At 45.9% G+C, this 21,711-nt stretch carries 14 protein-coding genes and 1 tRNA gene; 10 read left to right on the plus strand and 5 right to left on the minus strand.

Annotated features, from left to right (window positions below; all coding sequences use genetic code 11):
• Nucleotide 1 precedes the first annotated feature (1 nt).
• The 8 genes from KO537_RS05880 to gabT all read left to right on the plus strand — a co-directional run bounded on the left by KO537_RS05880 (nucleotide 2) and on the right by gabT (nucleotide 10,443).
• Nucleotides 2-1,357 carry a glutamine synthetase family protein gene (locus KO537_RS05880; protein WP_028760883.1) on the plus strand — a complete coding sequence of 452 codons (1,356 nt, stop codon included), beginning with the start codon at nucleotides 2-4 and terminating at the stop codon, nucleotides 1,355-1,357.
• Nucleotides 1,358-1,956: 599 nt separating this feature from the next.
• Nucleotides 1,957-3,057, plus strand: coding sequence for a polyamine ABC transporter substrate-binding protein (locus KO537_RS05885; protein ID WP_028760882.1), 1,101 nt, complete (start codon nucleotides 1,957-1,959; stop codon nucleotides 3,055-3,057).
• Between the two features lie 177 nt (nucleotides 3,058-3,234).
• On the plus strand, nucleotides 3,235-4,371 hold the full coding sequence (gene potA / locus KO537_RS05890) for a polyamine ABC transporter ATP-binding protein (RefSeq protein WP_028760881.1): 1,137 nt from the start codon (nucleotides 3,235-3,237) through the stop codon (nucleotides 4,369-4,371).
• A complete protein-coding gene (locus tag KO537_RS05895; protein WP_028760880.1) occupies nucleotides 4,368-5,273 on the plus strand; it encodes an ABC transporter permease subunit in 906 nt (301 codons plus the stop codon). The genes potA and KO537_RS05895 overlap by 4 nt, the downstream gene beginning before the upstream one ends.
• On the plus strand, nucleotides 5,270-6,085 hold the full coding sequence (locus KO537_RS05900; RefSeq protein ID WP_105249905.1) for an ABC transporter permease subunit: 816 nt from the start codon (nucleotides 5,270-5,272) through the stop codon (nucleotides 6,083-6,085). The genes KO537_RS05895 and KO537_RS05900 overlap by 4 nt, the downstream gene beginning before the upstream one ends.
• A 262-nt stretch (nucleotides 6,086-6,347) precedes the next feature.
• Nucleotides 6,348-7,634 carry an FAD-binding oxidoreductase gene (locus tag KO537_RS05905; protein WP_173246193.1) on the plus strand — a complete coding sequence of 429 codons (1,287 nt, stop codon included), beginning with the start codon at nucleotides 6,348-6,350 and terminating at the stop codon, nucleotides 7,632-7,634.
• A gap of 50 nt (nucleotides 7,635-7,684) precedes the next feature.
• Nucleotides 7,685-9,133, plus strand: coding sequence for an NADP-dependent succinate-semialdehyde dehydrogenase (gene gabD, locus KO537_RS05910; protein ID WP_173246190.1), 1,449 nt, complete (start codon nucleotides 7,685-7,687; stop codon nucleotides 9,131-9,133).
• A gap of 32 nt (nucleotides 9,134-9,165) precedes the next feature.
• Nucleotides 9,166-10,443: a 4-aminobutyrate--2-oxoglutarate transaminase gene (gene gabT, locus KO537_RS05915; protein WP_028760876.1), complete on the plus strand. Its 1,278-nt coding sequence runs from the start codon at nucleotides 9,166-9,168 to the stop codon at nucleotides 10,441-10,443.
• A gap of 145 nt (nucleotides 10,444-10,588) precedes the next feature.
• Here gabT and KO537_RS05920 read toward each other — a convergent pair whose 3' ends face one another.
• Both KO537_RS05920 and KO537_RS05925 read right to left on the minus strand, forming a co-directional pair.
• Entirely contained in the window at nucleotides 10,589-11,596 is a 1,008-nt protein-coding gene (locus KO537_RS05920; protein WP_028760875.1) for an LLM class flavin-dependent oxidoreductase, read from the minus strand.
• Nucleotides 11,597-12,130: 534 nt separating this feature from the next.
• The gene (locus tag KO537_RS05925; RefSeq protein WP_105249902.1) at nucleotides 12,131-13,696 is read right to left on the minus strand and encodes a peptide MFS transporter; all 1,566 of its coding nucleotides are present in this window, start codon (nucleotides 13,694-13,696) and stop codon (nucleotides 12,131-12,133) included.
• Nucleotides 13,697-14,115: 419 nt separating this feature from the next.
• Between KO537_RS05925 and mak the strand changes: the two genes are divergently transcribed.
• A complete protein-coding gene (mak, locus tag KO537_RS05930) occupies nucleotides 14,116-15,012 on the plus strand; it encodes a fructokinase (protein WP_028760873.1) in 897 nt (298 codons plus the stop codon).
• A gap of 230 nt (nucleotides 15,013-15,242) precedes the next feature.
• Nucleotides 15,243-17,363 carry a methyl-accepting chemotaxis protein gene (locus KO537_RS05935; RefSeq protein ID WP_105249900.1) on the plus strand — a complete coding sequence of 707 codons (2,121 nt, stop codon included), beginning with the start codon at nucleotides 15,243-15,245 and terminating at the stop codon, nucleotides 17,361-17,363.
• A gap of 244 nt (nucleotides 17,364-17,607) precedes the next feature.
• On the opposite strand, the gene KO537_RS05940 is transcribed toward KO537_RS05935, so the two are convergent.
• From KO537_RS05940 to dnaG, 3 genes are all read right to left on the minus strand, one after another.
• A tRNA-Ile gene (locus tag KO537_RS05940) sits at nucleotides 17,608-17,684 on the minus strand.
• A gap of 254 nt (nucleotides 17,685-17,938) precedes the next feature.
• On the minus strand, nucleotides 17,939-19,777 hold the full coding sequence (rpoD, locus tag KO537_RS05945; RefSeq protein WP_105249892.1) for an RNA polymerase sigma factor RpoD: 1,839 nt from the start codon (nucleotides 19,775-19,777) through the stop codon (nucleotides 17,939-17,941).
• 135 nt (nucleotides 19,778-19,912) lie between these two features.
• Nucleotides 19,913-21,637 (minus strand): DNA primase, encoded by a 1,725-nt coding sequence (gene dnaG, locus KO537_RS05950; protein WP_173246187.1) that lies wholly within the window; start codon nucleotides 21,635-21,637, stop codon nucleotides 19,913-19,915.
• Nucleotides 21,638-21,711 lie beyond the last annotated feature (74 nt).

Below are 21,711 nucleotides of genomic sequence, written 5' to 3' on the forward strand. Positions count from 1 at the left end.
AATGAATAAGCTAATCGCTTTTTTAAAAGAACGAAAAATCACAGAAGTCGAATGTGTTATCAGTGACATGACTGGCATCGCCCGCGGCAAGATTGCTCCAGTCGATAAGTTTCTCGATGAAAAAGGCATGCGTTTGCCCGAAAGTGTGTTGTTGCAAACTGTGACCGGTGATTTTGTCGACGAAGAGATTTACTACAGTTTGCTCGATGCCGCCGACATCGATTTTGTTTGTGTACCCGATGAAAATGCCGTCTTTATGTTGCCTTGGACCATCGAAGCCACGGCGCAAGTGATTCACGATTGCTACGACAGAATGGGTAATCCTATTGAGCTTTCACCACGTAACGTATTGAAAAAAGTCTTGTCTCTCTATGACGAACAGGGCTGGGAACCTGTTATCGCTCCCGAAATGGAGTTCTATTTGACTCGTCGTAGTGACGACCACGATTTACCTTTAAAGCCTCCAATTGGTCGTTCAGGTCGCCCCGAAGCGGGTCGCCAGTCATTCTCTATTGATGCAGCCAACGAATACGATCCTATGTTTGAAGACATGTACGATTGGTGTGAGCTTCAAGGTTTAGATATCGATACTTTAATCCATGAAGATGGTCCTGCACAGATGGAGATTAACTTCAGCCATGGCAACGCATTATCTTTAGCTGATCAAGTGTTTATCTTTAAACGCACTTTACGGGAAGCCGCGCTGAAGCACGATGTGTGCGCCACTTTTATGGCAAAACCCGTGACGGATGAACCTGGCAGTGCGATGCATATTCATCAAAGCGTGATCAATAAAGAGACTGGCAAGAATATTTTCACTAATGAAGATGGGACTAAGAGCAAGCTATTCTTGGGATATATTGCAGGCCTACAAAAATTCATTCCTGAGTTGCTGCCACTGATGGCACCAAATGCGAACTCGTTCCGTCGTTTCCTCCCCGGCACTTCGGCACCTGTAAACTTAGAATGGGGCGATGAAAACCGTACCTGTGGTTTACGCATTCCAGAATCTTCACCACAAAACCGTCGCATTGAGAACCGCATTCCTGGCGCCGATGCTAACTGTTATTTGGCGATTGCCGCGAGCTTGTTGTGTGGCTATATCGGCATGGTTGAGTCGCTAAAACCTTCGACTCCTGTGCAAGGTAAAGCCAATGAAAGCCGTAGCAATAATACCCATTGTTTACCGCTGACATTAGAGGAAGCATTAGCGGCGATGGAAGAAAGTGATGCCTGTAAGCAATATTTAGGCGAATCCTTCACCACTGGATTTGTGGCGGTAAAACAAGCTGAACTTGAAAACTTCCGCCGTGTAGTTAGCTCATGGGAACGTGAATTCCTATTACTCACTGTGTAATGTTTTGGATTGATTACACTGACCGTGTTGCCGCGTTAACCCAAGGAATAAGGGGTTAACGTTGGCCATAACGATACTGATGCGTGCACTGTTTTAGTGAGGTTGCACTTAACTGGTGCAACTCGCTTGTTAAATAATGTGATGGTTTTTAATGGCTTGTCCGTTAAAGTGAATATTCAATTCCATTGCTTGTCTGCAAGGGAAGTAAAATAGGTTTAACAATTTTAGGTTGTTCGCTTACTAGCGTTACTAACTAATTGTTAGTCATATTTAAAATGTGTTTATCTAAGTGTTTTTTTGCGATTGCTTAGGGACTTGAGGCATTTGCCTTAATGTTGCAAAATGTACAAGCAGTGTCATATCTAGTCTATTTTTTTGAGTGTTAATGCAATGCCGATGCCTCGAAAATTTGGCACGAAACCTGATACTTAACAAATTGCAGCAAGATATAAAGTAGGCATGGTTATCATGCCGTAGAGACTGCCGATGCGGTTTTTAAGGTGTAGCATTGGTCGAAAATAACAACAATATCCGGGCAGCCCGGTGACACAATGTCAGAATTTGCTTAAGCAGTTCTGCTACCCGAGAAAGGAGAAAGCATGAAGCTATTTAATAAGATGACCACATTAGCGCTGGTGACTGCGAGCGTATTTGCGAGCGCAGTGGCCCAAGCGGAAGAAGTGGTTCGCGTGTACAACTGGTCAGATTATATCGCGGAAGATACCTTAGAAAACTTCAAGAAAGAAACGAGCATTAGGGTAATTTACGATGTATTTGATAGTAATGAAGTGCTTGAGGCTAAATTACTGTCTGGTCGTAGTGGCTACGATATCGTTGTACCTTCTAACCACTTTCTCGCTAAGCAAATCAAAGCGGGTGCTTTCAAACCTTTAGACCGCGCTAAGTTACCTAATTTTAAAAATTTAAATCCAGCCCTGATGAAGTTGCTTGAAAAAGCCGATCCGGGTAACCAATATGCCGTGCCTTATTTATGGGGAACCAATGGCATTGGTTACAACATAGATAAAGTGAAAGCCGCTGTGGGGGAAGATGCGCCATTTAACTCAATGGAACTGATCTTCAATCCTAAATACGCTGAAAAAATTTCTAAGTGTGGCTTTGCTATGTTGGACTCTGCCGACGACATGGTGCCACAGGCGATGATTTATTTAGGCTTAGATCCTAACAGCACTAAGGCTGAAGATTATGAAAAAGCGGGTGAGTTACTGGAAAAAATTCGTCCTTATGTGACGTATTTCCATTCTTCACGTTATATTTCTGACTTAGCGAACGGTGACATCTGTGTCGCTTACGGTTTCTCCGGTGACGTATTCCAGGCGAAGGCCCGTGCTGAAGAAGCAAAAAATGGCAATAAGATTGGCTACTCCATTCCAAAAGAAGGTGCCAATCTGTGGTTCGATATGTTAGCTATCCCAGCTGATTCAACGAACGTTGATAATGCACTCACGCTGATTAACTATTTTCTACGTCCAGAAGTCATAGCGCCTATCTCTAACTATGTGGCCTATGCTAACCCGAACGATCCCGCTCAACCTCTGGTTGATGAGGCTATCCGTACCGATCCTGCGATCTATCCACCACAAGAAGTGTTAGACAAACTTTATATCGGTGAAATTCGTCCTTTGAAAATTCAGCGCGTATTAACTCGTGTTTGGACCAAAGTGAAGTCAGGACAATAGTCGATAGGGGGCAAGCCTAGCTTGCCCCCAGCTTGGCAAACTTCTATGTCCAATCCTATGCATAGTTAATCCACGTATAGGATTTGACACAGTTTGTTTAACCACTTTTCATTCATTAATCGTGTTGAACCTAGAGTTTGAGCGTATCTACGCCTCATTTTCGGGTGGAGAAGTACTATGGCAATCACCTCGAGCGTCACCAATAAACCGACAACAAAGACGCAAGAAAAAGTACTGCTCAAGATTGAGCGGGTAAGCAAATTATTCGATGACGTGCGGGCTGTCGACGATGTGTCATTAACTATCAATAAAGGCGAAATTTTTGCCTTACTTGGCGGGTCAGGCTCGGGTAAGTCAACACTATTACGTATGTTGGCGGGTTTTGAAAAGCCCACCTCTGGCCGTATTTTCCTTGATGGGGAAGATATCACCGATTTACCGCCATACGAACGTCCCATCAATATGATGTTTCAATCCTATGCTTTGTTTCCCCACATGACAGTGGCACAAAACATTGCATTTGGTTTGAAGCAAGACAAGTTGCCTAAAGCCGAAATTGAACAGCGTGTGCAAGATATGCTGAAACTCGTGCATATGGAGCAATACGGTAAGCGTAAACCGCATCAGTTATCCGGTGGTCAGCGCCAGCGTGTTGCACTGGCCCGTTCATTGGCGAAACGACCTAAATTATTACTGCTCGATGAGCCTATGGGCGCATTGGATAAAAAACTGCGTACCCAAATGCAGCTAGAAGTGGTTGAAATCCTTGAGCGTGTCGGCGTGACCTGCGTGATGGTGACCCACGATCAGGAAGAAGCCATGACAATGGCTGGTCGAATTTCGATCATGAGTGATGGCTGGATTGCTCAAACTGGCTCGCCAATGGATATTTACGAAAGCCCGAACAGTCGTATGATTGCCGAGTTTATCGGTACTGTGAATTTGTTTGGTGGCGCGATTGAAGTAGATGAAGTCGACCATCTGATCATTAAATCTAATGATTTGGCTCAACCTTTCTATGTCGGTTATGGCGTCACGACTAACGTTGAAGATAAGAATGTTTGGCTAGCAGTGCGTCCCGAAAAGACCATTATTAGCCGTGAACAGCCTGAAGGTCAGTACAACTGGGCAAAAGGAATCGTGCATGATATCGCTTATTTAGGCGGTATTTCAGTCTATTACATTCGTTTAGAGAATGGTCAAATCGTACAGTGCAGTATGACTAACCGTGAACGCCGCGCCGATCATGCCACATGGGATGACGAAGTGTTCATTAGTTGGGAGGACACCAGTGGCGTGGTGTTGAGATCATGAAGAAACCCATTAAATTAAAGTGGCTTAAGGGCCGCTTCTGGACCATAGGTATTCCCTACGCTTGGCTGCTGCTGTTTTTTGCCTTACCGTTTGCGATTGTCCTTAAACTGAGTTTTTCGACGGCGGCGATTGCTATCCCGCCCTATGAAGCAACATTCCAATATGCTGACGATGTATTAAATATCTTCCTGCATTTGGGTAACTATTTGATGTTGCTCGATGATTCGCTATATTACATGGCTTATCTCAGCTCATTGAAAATGGCGTTAATTTCGACCTTGGGCTGCTTGATTATTGGCTACCCAATGGCCTATGCCATTGCCCGTGCCCCTGCGCGGTTGCAAACCGTGCTGCTGCTGTTAGTTATGTTGCCTTCTTGGACCTCATTTTTAATCCGTGTTTACGCTTGGATGGGGATCTTAAGTAACACAGGGATCATCAACAATTCACTGATGTGGTTGGGGATTATTTCTGAGCCGTTACAGATCCTCAATACCAATATTGCCGTGTATATAGGTATTATCTATGCGTATTTACCCTTTATGATTCTGCCCTTGTACGCCACCTTAGTGAAACTTGATATGAGTTTGATTGAAGCTGCGTCTGACTTAGGTTCAAGCCGTTTGAATACCTTCTGGAAAATCACTTTCCCGCTGTCAAAAAGTGGTGTGATTGCTGGTTCTATGTTGGTGTTTATTCCTGCCGTGGGTGAGTTTGTGATCCCAGAGCTACTCGGTGGTCCCGATTCCTTGATGATAGGTCGAGTGTTATGGCAAGAGTTTTTCAATAACCGCGACTGGCCTGTGGCTTCGTCACTGGCGATTGTGATGCTGGGCTTATTGATTATTCCGATCACTTTATTCCATCGCTATCAGGCGCGTAGTTTGGAGAAAGACCTATGAAAAAATTAAGCTTTTCTTCAGTAATGCTCTGGTTTGGCTTGTTTTTCTTGTATGCACCTATGTTAGTGCTGGTGATTTATTCCTTTAACGACTCTAAATTAGTGACGGTATGGGGCGGATTTTCACCTAAATGGTATGGCGAGTTATTTCAAGACCAACAAATTTTAGATGCAGTATGGACCAGCCTGCGGATTGCGTTTTATAGCTCAACTATGGCGGTCATTATCGGTACTATGGCAGCCTTTGTGATGACACGCTTTAAGCGTTCATGGGCAAAACTGACCCTGTCGAACATGATTACTGCACCGCTGGTAATGCCTGAAGTGATCACTGGTCTGTCTTTGCTTTTACTGTTTGTGCACATGGCAGATTTGTTGGGCTGGCCCAGAGAGCGTGGCATGATGACAGTGTGGATTGCACACTCAACATTTTGTGCTGCCTATGTGGCTGTGGTGGTGTCTTCAAGATTGCGCGAGCTTGATATGTCAATCGAAGAGGCGGCAATGGACTTAGGGGCAACACCGCTCAAGACTTTCTTCTTGATCACTGTGCCTATGATTTCGCCGGCGCTGGTGGCGGGTTGGTTGTTGTCATTCAGTTTGTCCTTAGACGATTTAGTGATCGCAAGTTTTGCCTCAGGCCCTGGTGCAACGACCTTGCCTATGGTGGTGTTCTCTTCTGTACGTTTAGGCGTTTCTCCTAAGATCAATGCCTTAGCGACGCTGATCATACTGTGTGTTTCACTCATCGCTTTCCTTTCTTGGTATATGGCAAGACGGGCAGAGAAACGCGACCGTACACCAATGAACTAGTTAGCTTAATTTTGGGATGGCTTTGGTATTGCCAAAGCCATCCTTGATATTTGTCACCGCTCCCATCACCCGCTTTGCTTTGCAGGCTAGTCCTGTTACTCAAGATCACCAGAATTGAATCACTGAGCTAAAAATAATCGCGTGTTTGATATATCAAACAAAATGTAAATTATTGCGCTTTTCTGGCTAGTGTTTCGTTTTATGAAGGTGTAGGATGTGATGGCTGTTTAAAATAATGAACATTAGAATTCAAGGGAACAACATGTCTGCCATAGCTCACGCTGGATCATATTATGCGGCATCGGCCAACGATAAGGTTGAACGTCCGCGTCTACAGGAATCGATTGAAGCCGATGTTTGTGTGATTGGCGCAGGTTATACAGGCCTTTCTGCCGCGCTGCATTTATTAGAATCTGGCATGAGTGTGGTGGTGTTAGAAGCCGCTCGCATTGGCTGGGGCGCCTCGGGCCGTAATGGCGGACAAATCGTTAATAGTTATAGCCGTGACATTGATACTATTGAAAAAACAGTCGGTAAAGAACAAGGTAAACTCTTTGGCCAAATGGCCTTTGAGGGCGGGCAAATCATCCGTGATCGTATTGCTAAGTATAATATTCAATGCGATCTAAAAGATGGCGGCGTGTTTGCCGCGATGAACGAAAAGCAAATGGGCCATCTACGCCATCAAAAACAACTGTGGGAAAGCCACGGCCATGTTAATCAGCTCGAACTTCTCGATGCTAAAGGTATTCGCGGTGTGGTAAATACTGAGCGTTATGTCGGTGGTCTACTCGATAAAAGCGGTGGCCATATTCACCCGCTTAATTTAGCCCTAGGCGAAGCGCGCGCGGTTGAATCCCTCGGCGGTAAAATTTTTGAAGACTCAGCGGTGTTAAGTGTCGATGAGGGCGATAGCCCTGTTGTGCATACGGCGCAGGGCAGTGTCAAAGCCAAGTTTGTGGTCGTGGCGGGTAACGCTTATTTAGGTAAGTTAATGCCTGAGTTGCAGGCGAAATCTATGCCCTGCGGCACGCAAGTGATTACCACAGAGCCTTTGAGTGCCGATCTGGCGGCGAGCTTATTACCGCAGGATTACTGCGTCGAAGACTGTAACTATCTACTCGATTATTTCCGTCTGTCTGGCGACAAGCGGATGATTTACGGCGGTGGCGTAGTGTATGGTGCCCGCGATCCGGCGGACATTAAATCGATCATTATTCCGAATATGCTCAAAACCTTCCCACAATTAAAGGATGTGAAGATCGATTATGCGTGGACGGGTAACTTCCTACTGACGCTATCGCGCCTGCCACAAGTCGGTCGTATCGGTAAGAATATCTATTATTCACAGGGTTGCAGTGGCCACGGTGTCACTTATACCCATCTGGCAGGCAAGTTATTGGCTGAAATGCTCAACGGCCAAGCCACGCGCTTCGATGCCTTTGCTGCATTGCCACATTATCCTTTCCCCGGCGGTCACGCACTTCGCGTCCCTTTTAGTGCTATCGGAGCTTGGTATTACACGTTAAGAGACAAACTAGGTCTTTAACATCATCACTTTTAAGAAGCTAAGTAGCTTCATAATACGAGGAAATCCTTGTGCAATTAAATGATCCGAGTTTGCTACGTCAACAGTCTTTTATTAATGGTCAATGGTGTGATGCCGTTTCTGGTGACACGCTAAAGGTGGTTAATCCCGCAACCAATGCCGTGATTGGCTACGTTCCTAATATGGGACAAGTTGAAACTGAAATGGCGATTAAGGCGGCAGAAGCGGCTTTACCTGCATGGCGAGCACTCACAGCCAAAGAGCGCGGCGCTAAGTTAAGGCGTTGGTTTGAATTACTCAATGAAAACAGTGATGACTTAGCATTACTCATGACGACTGAGCAGGGTAAACCGCTGGCAGAAGCGAAAGGTGAAGTAACCTATGCCGCTTCGTTTATCGAGTGGTTTGCCGAAGAAGCTAAACGTATTTATGGCGATACCATTCCTGGGCATCAAGGGGATAAGCGCTTGATAGTAATTAAGCAGCCTGTCGGTGTAACCGCCGCGATTACGCCGTGGAACTTTCCTGCTGCTATGATCACCCGCAAAGCCGCTCCAGCGTTAGCTGCGGGTTGCACTATGGTGGTAAAACCTGCGCACCAAACACCCTTTACCGCATTAGCGATGGCTGAACTTGCTAAGCGTGCAGGTATTCCTGCGGGCGTATTTAGTGTGTTAACGGGTGATGCGGTGCAGATTGGTAATGAAATGTGCAGCAACCCGATAGTGCGTAAGCTGTCTTTCACTGGCTCAACCAATATCGGTATTAAATTAATGGCGCAATGTGCGCCTACCTTAAAAAAACTGTCGCTAGAGCTTGGCGGCAATGCACCATTTATCGTATTTAACGATGCCAATATCGATGCCGCTGTCGAAGGCGCCATGATAGCTAAATATCGTAATGCCGGCCAAACCTGCGTCTGCGCTAACCGCATTTATGTGCAAGACGGTGTATATGACGAGTTTGCCTTAAAACTCAGCACTGCAGTGGGCAAGCTTAAGGTTGGAGAGGGCATTAACGAGGGCGTCACTACGGGTCCGTTGATCAATGCTGCCGCAGTCGAGAAAGTACAAAGTCACCTTATCGATGCTATCGCTAAAGGCGCCTCTGTGCTCGCGGGCGGCAAAGTTCATGATCTTGGCGGTAATTTCTTCGAGCCAACCGTGCTCACCAATGTCGATAAAAGCATGCTTGTTGCCCGCGAAGAAACCTTTGGTCCACTCGCGCCGCTGTTTAAATTCAGCGATGTCGACGATGTGATTAAACAAGCTAATGATACTGAATTTGGCCTTGCCGCCTATTTCTATGGTCGCGATATTTCATTGGTGTGGAAAGTCGCCGAAGCCTTGGAATATGGCATGGTTGGGGTCAACACTGGCTTGATTTCGACGGAAGTCGCACCTTTTGGCGGGATGAAATCTTCAGGGCTTGGCCGCGAAGGCTCTAAGTTCGGTATCGAAGAATATCTAGAAATCAAATACATCTGCATGTCCGTTTAATACGGCCCGATTTGGCGAGTGAGGAAGACTAAATGACAACAACCAATGATTCATTGATGGCACGTCGCCAAGCCGCAGTTGCGGGTGGTGTCGGGCAAATTCACCCTATTTTTACCGCCCGCGCCGAAAATGCGACTGTGTGGGATGTTGAAGGTCGCGAGTTTATCGATTTTGCGGGCGGCATTGCCGTGCTCAATACGGGCCACCTTCATCCTAAAGTGAAGGCGGCGGTTGCGGCTCAGCTGGATAATTTTTCCCATACCTGTTTTATGGTGCTCGGCTACGAGAGCTATATCCAAGTATGTGAAAAACTCAATCAACTGGTTCCAGGGGATTTTGCCAAGAAGACGGCACTATTCACTAGTGGTTCAGAAGCGGTTGAAAACGCAGTTAAAGTGGCGCGTGCCTATACCAAACGTGCTGGCGTGATTGCGTTTACGTCTGGCTACCATGGTCGCACTATTGCGGCCTTGGCATTGACCGGAAAAGTCGCGCCTTACAGTAAAGGTATGGGACTTATGTCGGCGAATGTGTTCCGCGCCGAGTTCCCGTGCGAAATGCATGGCGTGTCCGATGATGATGCTATGGCCTCGATTGAACGTATCTTTAAAAATGATGCCGAGCCGAGTGATATCGCCGCCATTATTTTAGAGCCAGTGCAGGGCGAGGGCGGTTTCTACGCCGCATCGCCCGCCTTTATGCAACGTTTACGCGCACTATGCGACCGTGAAGGCATTATGCTGATCGCCGATGAAGTGCAAACAGGCGCGGGCCGTACAGGCACTTTCTTCGCTATGGAGCAAATGGGGGTTGCTGCAGATATCACGACCTTTGCCAAATCTATTGCGGGTGGTTTTCCACTCTCGGGCATTACTGGCCGCGCCCAAGTCATGGACGCAGTGGGTCCCGGTGGTCTTGGTGGTACTTATGGTGGTAATCCGTTAGCGTGCGCCGCTGCGCTTGCTGTCATTGAAGTGTTTGAAGAAGAAAAGTTGCTAGAAAGGGCAAATGCCATTGGTGAGCGCATTAAGTCTGCCCTGAATGTAATGCAGGTCGAACATGCGCAAATCGCCGATGTGCGTGGTTTAGGCGCTATGATCGCCATCGAATTGATGGAAGAGGGTAAACCTGCACCGCACTATTGCGCGCAAGTGTTGAGCGATGCCCGTGACCGTGGATTGATTTTATTATCCTGCGGTACTTACGGTAATGTGCTGCGCATTTTGGTGCCATTAACGGCGCCGGATGCACAAATTGATGCAGGCCTTGGTATTCTTAACGCCAGCTTCAATGCCGTACTGAAAAGCTAATATCACTTTGATATAAAAACGGTTTTAGATGACAGTTTTGCATAATAAAAATCCCGCTTCGGCGGGATTTTTATTGGGGCGATTGTTTTGGAGTTGGCTGTTTTTACTGCCAGTGACTTTCAGCACTCATCAGTTAAATGAATCGCTATTTTTTAATCTCCATTAGGATCTGCAGCGCTTTTTTGCGTTTATCAAGATCATACAAGTCGTTGGTAAAGATAAACTCATTCACGCCGAGTTCTTTTACGATCATTTCCAAACGATGCTTAATCGTCGCTGGGCCACCAGTAACTGATAAACCTAAGAAATTATCGACATAGGTTTCTTCTTGCGCACTCCATAAGCCATCCATAGTGTCAACCGGTGGCTTTAGCCATAACTCGTGACCACGGATAAGTGCCAGCACGCGCTGTTTTGAGGTCGTTCCCAAATATTGCGCCTCTTCATCTGTATCGGCGGCAACTAACGGTAAGCCAAGCATCACATAGGGTTTATCAAGCACTTGAGAAGGTTTAAAGTCGCGGCGATAGATTTCAATCGCATCGTAGAGAAAGCGTGGTGCAAAGTGGCCCGCAAACACATAGGGTAAACCGCGCTGCGCCGCTAACTGTGCGCTAAAGAGACTCGATCCCAATAACCAAATCGGCACATTAGTGCCTTCTCCGGGAATCGCTCGCACCGCATGGCGACCATTGTAAGGGCCGAGTAAGGTTTGTAATTCACTGACTTCTTCGGGGAATTGTTCGGCGCGACTGGTATCACGGTTCAGTGCTCGGCTGGTAATTTGATCGCTGCCGGGCGCGCGGCCCAGTCCTAAATCGATTCGACCAGGATATAAGCTTTCAAGGGTACCGAACTGTTCGGCGACCACTAAAGGCGCATGGTTTGGCAGCATAATCCCACCCGCGCCGACGCGAATACGCTGAGTATTGCCAGCAATATAGCCAATTAATACCGAGGTCGCCGCGCTAGCGATACCGGGCATATTATGGTGTTCGGCAAACCAAAAACGATTAAAGCCGAGTCTGTCGGCTTCCTTGGCATACTGCAAACTGCTGTGCAGTGTTTCACCCACGCTTGAGCCTTGGCGCATGGGCGCGAGTTCCAATAGCGAGAAGGGAATATCGGCCAATATTGATGTCTGCTGTGACATAGTGTCTCCAAGTGACTGCCGTTTTTGCTAGCGACAACAAGAGGTGCTAACTGTGTTAGCGTATTGTTTGTTGCATTGCTAGGCTCATTGCTAAGAAAAAGCGTTAACGGCTCAGTCTTGATGAATAAAGGTATTCAGTGATATTGATATGGGGCTAAGTTCCGTGCTTCTCAAGCTTGAACGGCTAACTCTTTACCCTTCGTTATTTCATTAGTTATGTCAATTTGAGTTTGCACTTGAGCAGCGCTATTAAATCGAGTGCGTCCGAGTTCATACTTGCTTTGTAACAAATTGAGGGGCTGAAGTCATCCGCGTGTGAGGGCCGATAATGTGGAACTGAAGTTCTTATTCTCAGCAACTCAGCGCTAAGCCAGTCACAGTAGGATTGCATGACTTTCGCTAAAGCTCATTTGGTTATGAGTAGCAATATAAGGGTATAAACGATGTTGAATGAAGTGATAAAAAAACTACCGATAGCAGGGCTATCGGCAGTTAATGTTATGCAATAGAAAAATCGCTATTGTCAGTCGAGCATTACTGCTCGGCTTTCACATCCCGTAGCGATGCCGCAGCACTTTCACTAATATCATCATCAGCAGCATTGTTATGTGAATGGTGAGTCTCAGTCAGGCGACGCATCAGAGGTAATACCGCAAGTGCGATAAAGGTACAGACCACAGCGGCTATACCTAGTTTATTAAACAGACTTGTGTATACGGGTAAGGTTTGCAGTGGGTCGACTAAATCCTTGGGGACACTGGCGAAGTTAGCAACCACACCGCCCAGATACTGTGAAATACCTGATGCGACGAAATAGGCACCCATCATAAAGCCGCCCATACGTGCAGGTACGTAGCGAGCAATCATGGCAAGTCCAAGACCACTCACCAGCAATTCCCCTAAAGAGTAAGAGGCATAGCCCCAGATCATGATCCATGAAGAGGTTTTACCATTGACTGCAAATTGGCCCGCAAAGCCATAGATAAAGAAGCCAATTGCCACAACGGCAAAACCGAGGGCAAACTTCGCCGCGATAGAAAAGTCTTTATCATTGCGTCCAGCCCACGAATAGCTCCATGCGAGTACTGGACTTAATACCATAATCCATAATGGATTTAATGCTTGGAACTGGGCAGGTGACCAAGTCCACAAGTGGGTACCAAAAACTTGAAAATCCCAATCCACGTTACGCAGGGCAAACAGCGCGAGTGACGTTGACATTTGTTGATAGAAAATAAAGAAGAACACGGTTTGCACGGTAAGGATCAGCGCTGCAATCAGTCCAGCTCTTTCACTGGTTTCGCTGGTGCGGATCAAGTGGAAGAAGATTGCCAATACGGCTACGCCTGCTGCATAAACGAAGACGCGCGCAACAGCTTCGTATTCAAGAATAATGGCTGAAGCGACAACCGACAATGCGGATAGACCCAATACAATCGCGAGGTTTTTCTTGTTCACTGGGCGAGTATCTGGCTCAGAACCGTAATGGACTAGACTCTTACGCATGAGTGCATAGTTACCTAACCCCACCAATATACCGACACAGCACACGGCAAAGGCTGCGTGCCAGCCAAATTCGTTACCATACTGGGCGTTAACGTAATCTTTAATCCAAGGCGTGAGTAACATAGAGAAGGTCGATCCCACGTTTACCGCCATGTAATAGATGGTAAAAGCACTGTCGATTTTAGAGTCGTCACCTTCGTAAATCTTACGGACTAAGTTACCCGCATTCGGCTTGAATAGGCCGTTACCGACCACAATCACGCCGAGCGCTGAAAACATAAACCACGTATTTTCAGTGGGTACGGCCATTAGCGCATAACCCAGAGAGAGGATCCCCGCACCGAGCAGCATAGTGCGTTTGGTGCCGAGGATTTTATCCCCAACCCAGCCACCAATCGCCGGTGATACATAAATAAGTGCCGCACAGGCACTCCATACTAAGTTTGCACGTGAGTCATCAAAGCCAAGGCGCTGCACCATAAAGTACACAATCAGCGCTTGCATGCCGTAATAACCAAAGCGTTCCCATAATTCGATAAGAGACACAGTCATAAATGAATGTGTTTTACTTACCGGAGCAGTCCCAATAGTCATATCGCTTGCTTCCAACATTGTTGTTTTAATATTTGAGCTCAAAAGTATAAGGCGATAACCAATTCAAACCAATGGCAGACATAGGCAAAAACAGACTTTGTTACAAATGACCTTATCAATTTTAAGGTGGATTTAAGCGGGGACAGTTCTATCCAAGTTTTTCTGCTGCGGATAAATCAAGGAACATTCGCAGTACTATCGGATAAGCAGATAATGGCATGTGCGGGTATGCGCTATGGTGTATTTAAATACATTGAGGTTGATTGCTGTTTGTCCAGCAGGCATAGTGCGCTTGGAAATTCTAATGTAGATCACTTTAAAACGAAAAGTTCTACTTAGCAGCGTCTCTACAGTTGCAGATATGCATCAGGTTGTTAATGCACCGCTTTGCGTTAAATATATTTAAACGGAGTATATGAATGTTACGAATTGGTATCGATCTTGGTGGCACAAAAATCGAGGTAGTCGCATTAGATAGCGATGGTAACGAAGTCTTTCGTAAACGCATCCCGACACCGAGAGAATATGTTGCGACAGTCAATGCTTTGGTTGCATTGGTAACTGAAGTCGAAGACAGCCTGCAGCAAACCGCCACTATCGGAATAGGTATTCCTGGGGTTGTTTCTCCTTTTACTGGCCTAGTAAAAAACGCTAATTCAACTTGGATCAATGGTCATCCACTCGATGTGGATCTGGGGACTCGATTAAATCGTAAAGTAAAAATTGCTAATGATGCGAACTGTTTTGCCGTATCAGAAGCGGTAGATGGCGCTGCCGCAGGAAAGTCAGTTGTATTTGGTGCCATTATTGGAACGGGATGTGGTGCTGGTATCGCCATCAAAGGCCAAGTACATGATGGTGGCAATGGTATTGGTGGTGAGTGGGGTCATAATCCTTTACCGTGGATGAAAGCCGATGAATTTAATACCACGACGTGTTTTTGTGGTAATAGAGACTGTATCGAAACGTTTATATCTGGAACGGGTTTTGTTCGCGACTTTCGCGCTGCGGGCGGTGTTGCTGACAGCGGTATTGAAATTGCCCAAATGATGCAAGCGGGAGATCCGCTGGCAACTCAAGCATTTAACCGCTTTATTGATCGTTTAGCCCGTTCATTGGCCCATGTGATCAATATGATGGATCCTGATGTTATCGTCCTTGGCGGCGGCGTGTCTAACATCGATGCTATTTATACCGAATTACCGAAAATTTTGCCGCTCTATGTGGTTGGCCGAGAGTGCCACACACCCGTTGTTAAAAATTATTATGGTGCTTCATCGGGGGTGCGTGGCGCCGCTTGGTTGTGGGGACGCTAATCCTAGACTCAATCAAGAATAGTGTTTGATATTAAAGGCTGAATTCATTTATTTGAATTTGGCCTTTTTTTGATTTAGTCATTCAAAAGTTTTACATTTCATTGACAACTCTTTATCTTAAGTACTGGTAATTCTTACCCTAAGTGCTATTTTTAATGCTGTATAGAAAGTATAAAAATAAAGTAGATCAAAATAATTACGCTATTGTCGTTCTCTTGGGAGTTTACTAGATGAAGCATTTGTCCATCAGTACTAAGTTGTTGTGGATTACATCAGCATTATTTTTATCGATAGTGGCTATTTTATCTATCAGTTTATGGTGGACACTGTCGGCTCAAAACGCGCAATTATCGGATCAAGTTCAAAATACCCTACAAACTGAAACGCGGGATAAACTCGAAGCCCGCGCCGGTGAATATGGCGAAATGGTCGCTGGATTTATTAACGAAGCCTATCGTATTCCTTACTCTTTTGCCGGTATGGTGGAGAGTACGGCAGAAGAACTTCCCTTAAAGCGTGATCGTTTAGAACTCACTGTGGCGGCTGTGCTTAAGAAGAATGCGCAAGTTTCCTCCATGTATGCCCAGTTTGAACCTAATGGTTATGATGGGCTCGATACTGAGTTTCTGAATATTAATTCCAGCCACAGTGTCACGACATCAGGTGCCCTAGAGGTTTACTATACCCGTGATGACAATGGCACTGTTGCACATCAACAGGTTGAAGATTCGTCAGAAAAATACCTTACTAGCCTAAATGAATTTGGGATCCGTGATGCAGAATGGTATTTATGCGGTAAAGAAACCTTAAAGCCCTGTCTAATGGAGCCGTATTTATACGAAATCACTCCCGGTAATAAAGCATTAATGACCTCGCTAACTGTTCCTGTGCTTAAGCGTAAACAGTTTATCGGTGTGGTCGGTGTTGATTTAAACTTACCCGTTTTTCAAACCCTTATCGATAAGTTATCTAAGAGCCTCTACGATGGGCAAGCGAAAGTAACTTTATTGAGTACCCGCGGTTTAGTGGTTGCAGCAAGTCATTACAGTAAAAAGGCTCGTCCTTTAGCTGAGTCAATAAATCCAGCTATTGCCTCACAAATTATCTCGTTACACAAGAACTCTGGTTACATGGTTAACGATGATGAAATTATTGTAGCCTACCCAATAAAGATCCCTTTAGCGAATGCCGAGTGGTCCTTAGTGATCCAAGTGCCGACTGCGCAGGCGTACAAGAGTTCGATTGTGTTAAATAATGACATGGATGAAATGGCAACTTCCTTGGGAAGTTTGTTGCTCATGGTCGGTGTTGTCGTGTCGATTGCTGCTGTGATTACGATTAGCCTAGTGATCCGTAGCATTATTTCACCCTTAAAGATGATCCAAGGCCGTGTAGAACACTTGGCAAGCGCTGATGGCGATTTAACGCAATCGATAGAAGTGGACTCCCATGCAGAGTTGATTGCGTTAGCAAAAGGTTTCAACTCCTTTATTTATAAACTGAAAAACCTGATTGCCGAGCTTAAAACCCTCGCGAGTCGTTCTCAGGAAGAAAGCCAAGCTTCAGCGAAAATTGCCCAGCTCACGCGTGATAGTGTCAATCGTCAATATGGTGAAATTGAGAGTGTGGTAACGGCCGTAAACCAAATGAGTGCCACCGCACTTGAGGTTGCTAAGGCGTCTGAGCAAACCGCTGCAGAAACAGAAGCTATGTCACGCAACATTCGTCACAGTGAAGAAAGTCTGACTAAGGCGATGGGCTTTGTGGCGACTATGTCTAAAGAGTCAATGGAAGCTAAGCTGGCCGTGAGTAAAGTCGCAGACAGCAGTATGAATATTAGTCGTATTCTTGAGGTGATCAGCTCCATTGCCGCACAAACAAACCTGCTGGCATTAAATGCGGCGATTGAGGCGGCGAGGGCGGGTGAACAAGGACGGGGTTTTGCTGTGGTGGCTGACGAAGTTCGTGCGCTGGCATCTAAGACTCAAAGCTCGACGAATGATATTAGTACTCTTATCGATGCACTGCAAAAAGAAGTTCAAAGTGCTTCTGGCATCATAGATAAAGGCGCGGAACGGGCACAAATGGCCGTATCTCAAACTGAGCAAGCGCTGAACTCATTGAACTCTATGGTGAGTCAGATTGAAGAAATTTCTGGCCAAGTGACCCATATCGCGGCAGCAGCAGAAGAGCAGAGCGCGGTGACTGAAGAGGTTAATCGCAATATTACAGGCATTTCTGATTCGGCTTCTGAACTTGCGCGTCTTGCGGGTGAAGCACAGCAAAGCAGTGTAGTTTTAGCAAACTTAGTGAAGCAGCAACATGAGCAGTTAGGCAAGTTAAAAACCTAGCACTCAGATATTTGTGGAATTAGCTCATTGATTTTAAATAGGCTCTTTGATTGTGTTGCTGCTTAACACTTATCAAAGAGCCTATTTTTATGGATATTTAAATAACATCGAATAGGCTAAAAATTTAAAACAGTTCAGCGAGGGGAATGTGTAAATACACGGATATTGTGTGATAACTAGCGGAGAACAGTTTTTTAGATACAAAAAAGCCCATTGAATCAATGGGCTTTTTCGTTGAATCGGGTGGTGGCCCCTCACGGACTTGAACCGTGGACCTAACGATTATGAGTCGTGTGCTCTAACCAACTGAGCTAAGGGGCCGACTTAAGGTAATCGTCATTACCTGAAGCGGGAGGAAGTATACTAAGCTTACTTACGCTTGTCACCCGTGTTTTGGCTGGAAATTCACGCAACTGATTCAATTGGTTATCTGTTAATCAACTTAAATGCTATTGTCGCCTAAATTTAAGGCTTCGATGTTGTGCTTGTGCATAAATTGAGGTGATAAAGACAATAAAAAGCCCTGCATGGGCAGGGCTTTAATCCATCTTAGCTGACTTTAGGCTTGTAACAGCCTATTCATCTAGGAACGATTTTAAGATTTCTGAGCGTGAAGGGTGACGCAGTTTGCGCAGTGCCTTAGCTTCAATCTGACGAATACGTTCACGGGTCACGTCGAACTGTTTACCCACTTCTTCAAGTGTGTGGTCAGTGTTCATATCGATACCAAAACGCATACGCAGTACTTTCGCTTCACGGGCGGTTAGACCTGCTAACACTTCGTGAGTGGCGTTTTTCAAGCTTTCGCTGGTCGCAGAATCCAGTGGTAATTCGAGGGTTGTATCCTCGATAAAATCACCTAAATGCGAATCTTCATCGTCACCGATTGGGGTTTCCATGGAGATAGGTTCTTTAGCTATTTTCAGTACCTTACGGATCTTATCTTCCGGCATCATCATACGCTCAGCCAGTTCTTCAGGTGAAGGCTCGCGGCCCATTTCCTGTAGCATTTGGCGAGAGATACGGTTCAGCTTGTTGATCGTTTCGATCATGTGTACTGGAATACGAATCGTGCGCGCTTGGTCGGCGATAGAACGGGTAATCGCCTGACGGATCCACCAAGTTGCATAGGTCGAAAATTTGTAACCACGACGGTATTCGAATTTATCCACGGCTTTCATTAAGCCAATGTTACCTTCTTGGATTAAGTCCAAGAATTGCAGACCACGGTTGGTGTATTTCTTCGCGATAGAAATTACCAGACGTAAGTTGGCTTCAACCATTTCTTTCTTCGCACGGCGAGCTTTGGCTTCACCGATTGACATACGACGGTTGATGTCTTTTATAGCAGAAATTGCTAAGCCGGTTTCTTCTTCAACTGCTGCAAGCTTGGTACGACAACGAATGACGTCATCTTCAACCATTCTTAGGCCTTCGGCATAAGGTTTCGTTGAGGCTTTCTCAGTGTTGAACCAATCGAGGTTGGTTTCGTTGCCAGTGAAGAATTTGACGAAGTTTTTCTTCGGCATTTTGGCTTGTTCAACGCACAGTTTTAATACTAAACGTTCTTGAACACGCACGCGGTCCATCATAGTGCGCATGCTTTTGACTAAACGGTCAAACTGCTTAGGCACTAAGCGGAATTCTTTGAAGATTTCGCCGATTTCGAAGAGGGCTTTTACCGATTCAGGGTGTTCACGGCCCTTAGCTTCGATAATTTTCAGTGCGCTTTCGTAAGCGGCTCTGAGTTGACCGAATCTTTCACGAGCTTCTTCAGGATCAGGCCCTTTGTTGCCTTCTTCTTCATCTTCGCTGTCATCGTCATCTTCTTCGTCATCTTCATCGTCCAGCTCTTCTTCAGATAATTCTGAGCCGATGTGAGTGGCGGTCGGGGCGACGTCATCTTCGTCCGGGTTTACAAATCCAGAGATAATATCAGATAAGCGCAGTTCGTCGGCTTCAAATTGGTCGAATTGCTCAAGGATCATAGCGATCGCTTGTGGGTATTCGGCGACTGAACTTTGAACTGTGTTGATGCCTTCTTCGATGCGTTTGGCGATAACAATTTCGCCTTCGCGGGTCAGAAGCTCAACGGTACCCATTTCACGCATGTACATGCGTACGGGATCGGTTGTGCGGCCAAGTTCGCTTTCTACTGTTGCCAGTGCTGCGGCGGCTTCTTCTGCTGCATCTTCGTCTGTGTTGTCTTCCGACATCATCATGTCATCGGCATCGGGGGCTTCTTCGAACACCCGGATACCCATGTCATTTATCATCTGGATAATATCTTCGATCTGGTCAGAATCGACCATGTCTGCAGGTAAGTGATCGTTCACTTCTGCATAGGTTAAGTAACCTTGCTCTTTACCTTTGGCAAGCAACAGCTTAAGTTGCGACTGCGGAGTATGATCCATAGATATCATCCAAGTTGGGAAACTGTTACAACGACGGACACTTAGCATAAGCCAAGTGCCGCGCAAATCGTCAATTATAGCCGTGTGCACATATCTGTGCTAGTCACTGGGGCAGCGAATGAGGACATTTTTGCCTCAGTTTAACCCTTTCATGACTGAGATCAGCTTCGAGAGCTGTATCTTCTCTTCTTTTGTATGAGTCTGTTTTAGACTCAATTCCTGATATCGTTGTTCAATATATTGATTGTTCAACCAAACCAGGGTTTGTTTAAACTTTTCGAGCAAGTTTTCATCCGCCACTTGATGGTCCCATTGGGCCAATTTATGGAGAGTGCCGCTGTAGGGGTGCTCTCGGAATTGTTCAAGTAGTTGTGCGCTGTTTAACGTTTGCTCTCGAGTCATCTCCAATAACAGTGGCAGCAATTCTATGCCTGGCATCTGCAAGTGGGCGAGTGCGGGTTGTGGGGGTAAACCCATACCCAGTTTAGGATGTTGTACTAACAGTGCGATGGCGAGTCGCAATGGTGTTCCGCGTCCTTTTAATCCTTTACTTGCCATTGGTTTAGCTTGTTTCACGCTAAAGCCTAGCTTCTTTTTCATATCTTCAGAGCTGTTCATTCCTAACTTGTGAGCTAAGTTCTCAAGTAGTAAATTTTGCAGCACAGTGTCTTGAATTTTTTCAATTAAGATAAAAGCTTGTTTCGCTAAGTTGCCTTTATCTGTACCGTATTTTGTCGCTAACGTATCAAACAGAAACTCGGGTAGTGCAATGGCAGAGTCCATTAAGGTTTCAAATGCATCTTTACCAATTTTACGTACCATAGAATCAGGATCTTCGGCCTGAGGCAGGAACATAAATCGCACTTGATCGCCCGGCTTTAATAATGGCAATGCCGTTTCTAAGGCGCGCCATGCCGCTTCAGTACCTGCTCTGTCGCCGTCGTAACAGCAAATCACTTCTTTAGCGCTGCGCAGCAAAAGCTGAAATTGCTCTGCTGTGGTCGAGGTGCCTAATGATGCGACAGCATAATCGACGCCAAATTGCGCCAATGCCACCACATCCATATAGCCTTCAACGATCAGTACTTTGTCTGGATCGCGATAGCGCTGCTTTAGTTCATAGAGACCATAAAGCTCATTGCCCTTATGAAATATGGGCGTTTCTGGAGAATTCAAGTATTTGGGTGTGCCATCACCTAAAACTCTGCCACCAAAACCAATGACTCGTCCGCGCCTGTCGCGGATAGGAAACATGAGGCGGTCACGAAATCTGTCGTAACGTTTCCCACTGTCGTTGCTAATTAACATACCTGCAGTCAGTAACTTATCCTGTGCATCTTGATTCTGACGATAGCGGCCCAATAAGCCATCCCAACCGTCTGGCGCAAAGCCAATACCAAAATGTTCTACTACATCATCGGATAAACCGCGATAGGCAAGATAATCGATAACTTTTTGTTTATCTTGGTGTTGTCTAAGTTGGTTTTGAAAGTAAAGGCTTGCTTCTTCCATGAGTTGATATAAGTCACGACTTAAACCGTCATCATGTCGCTTGCCTGTGCCTTGTTCTCTGGGAACCTCTAATCCAAGCTGGCCCGCCAAATCTTCAATGGCATCAATAAAATCGAGTCGGTCATACTCCATCACAAAATCGATGGCGTTGCCGTGAGCACCGCAGCCAAAGCAATGATAGAACTGTTTATCACGGCTGACGGTAAACGAAGGTGATTTTTCGCTATGAAAAGGACAACAGGCCGAGTAGTTCTTACCCGCCTTTTTCAAGGGCACTTTACGATCGATAAGTTCGACTATGTCAGTGCGAGCGATTAGCTCATTGATAAAATCACGAGGTATTGCCATTGAGTGCTTAAAATCCCGCCTTGCGCGAATTTAAACAAACAAGCCGCGCATAGGCACGGCTTGTTCATACAGTG

The organism is Shewanella sp. NKUCC01_JLK (assembly GCF_019345615.1).
In the GTDB taxonomy this organism is placed as follows: Bacteria; Pseudomonadota; Gammaproteobacteria; order Enterobacterales; family Shewanellaceae; genus Shewanella; species Shewanella oncorhynchi.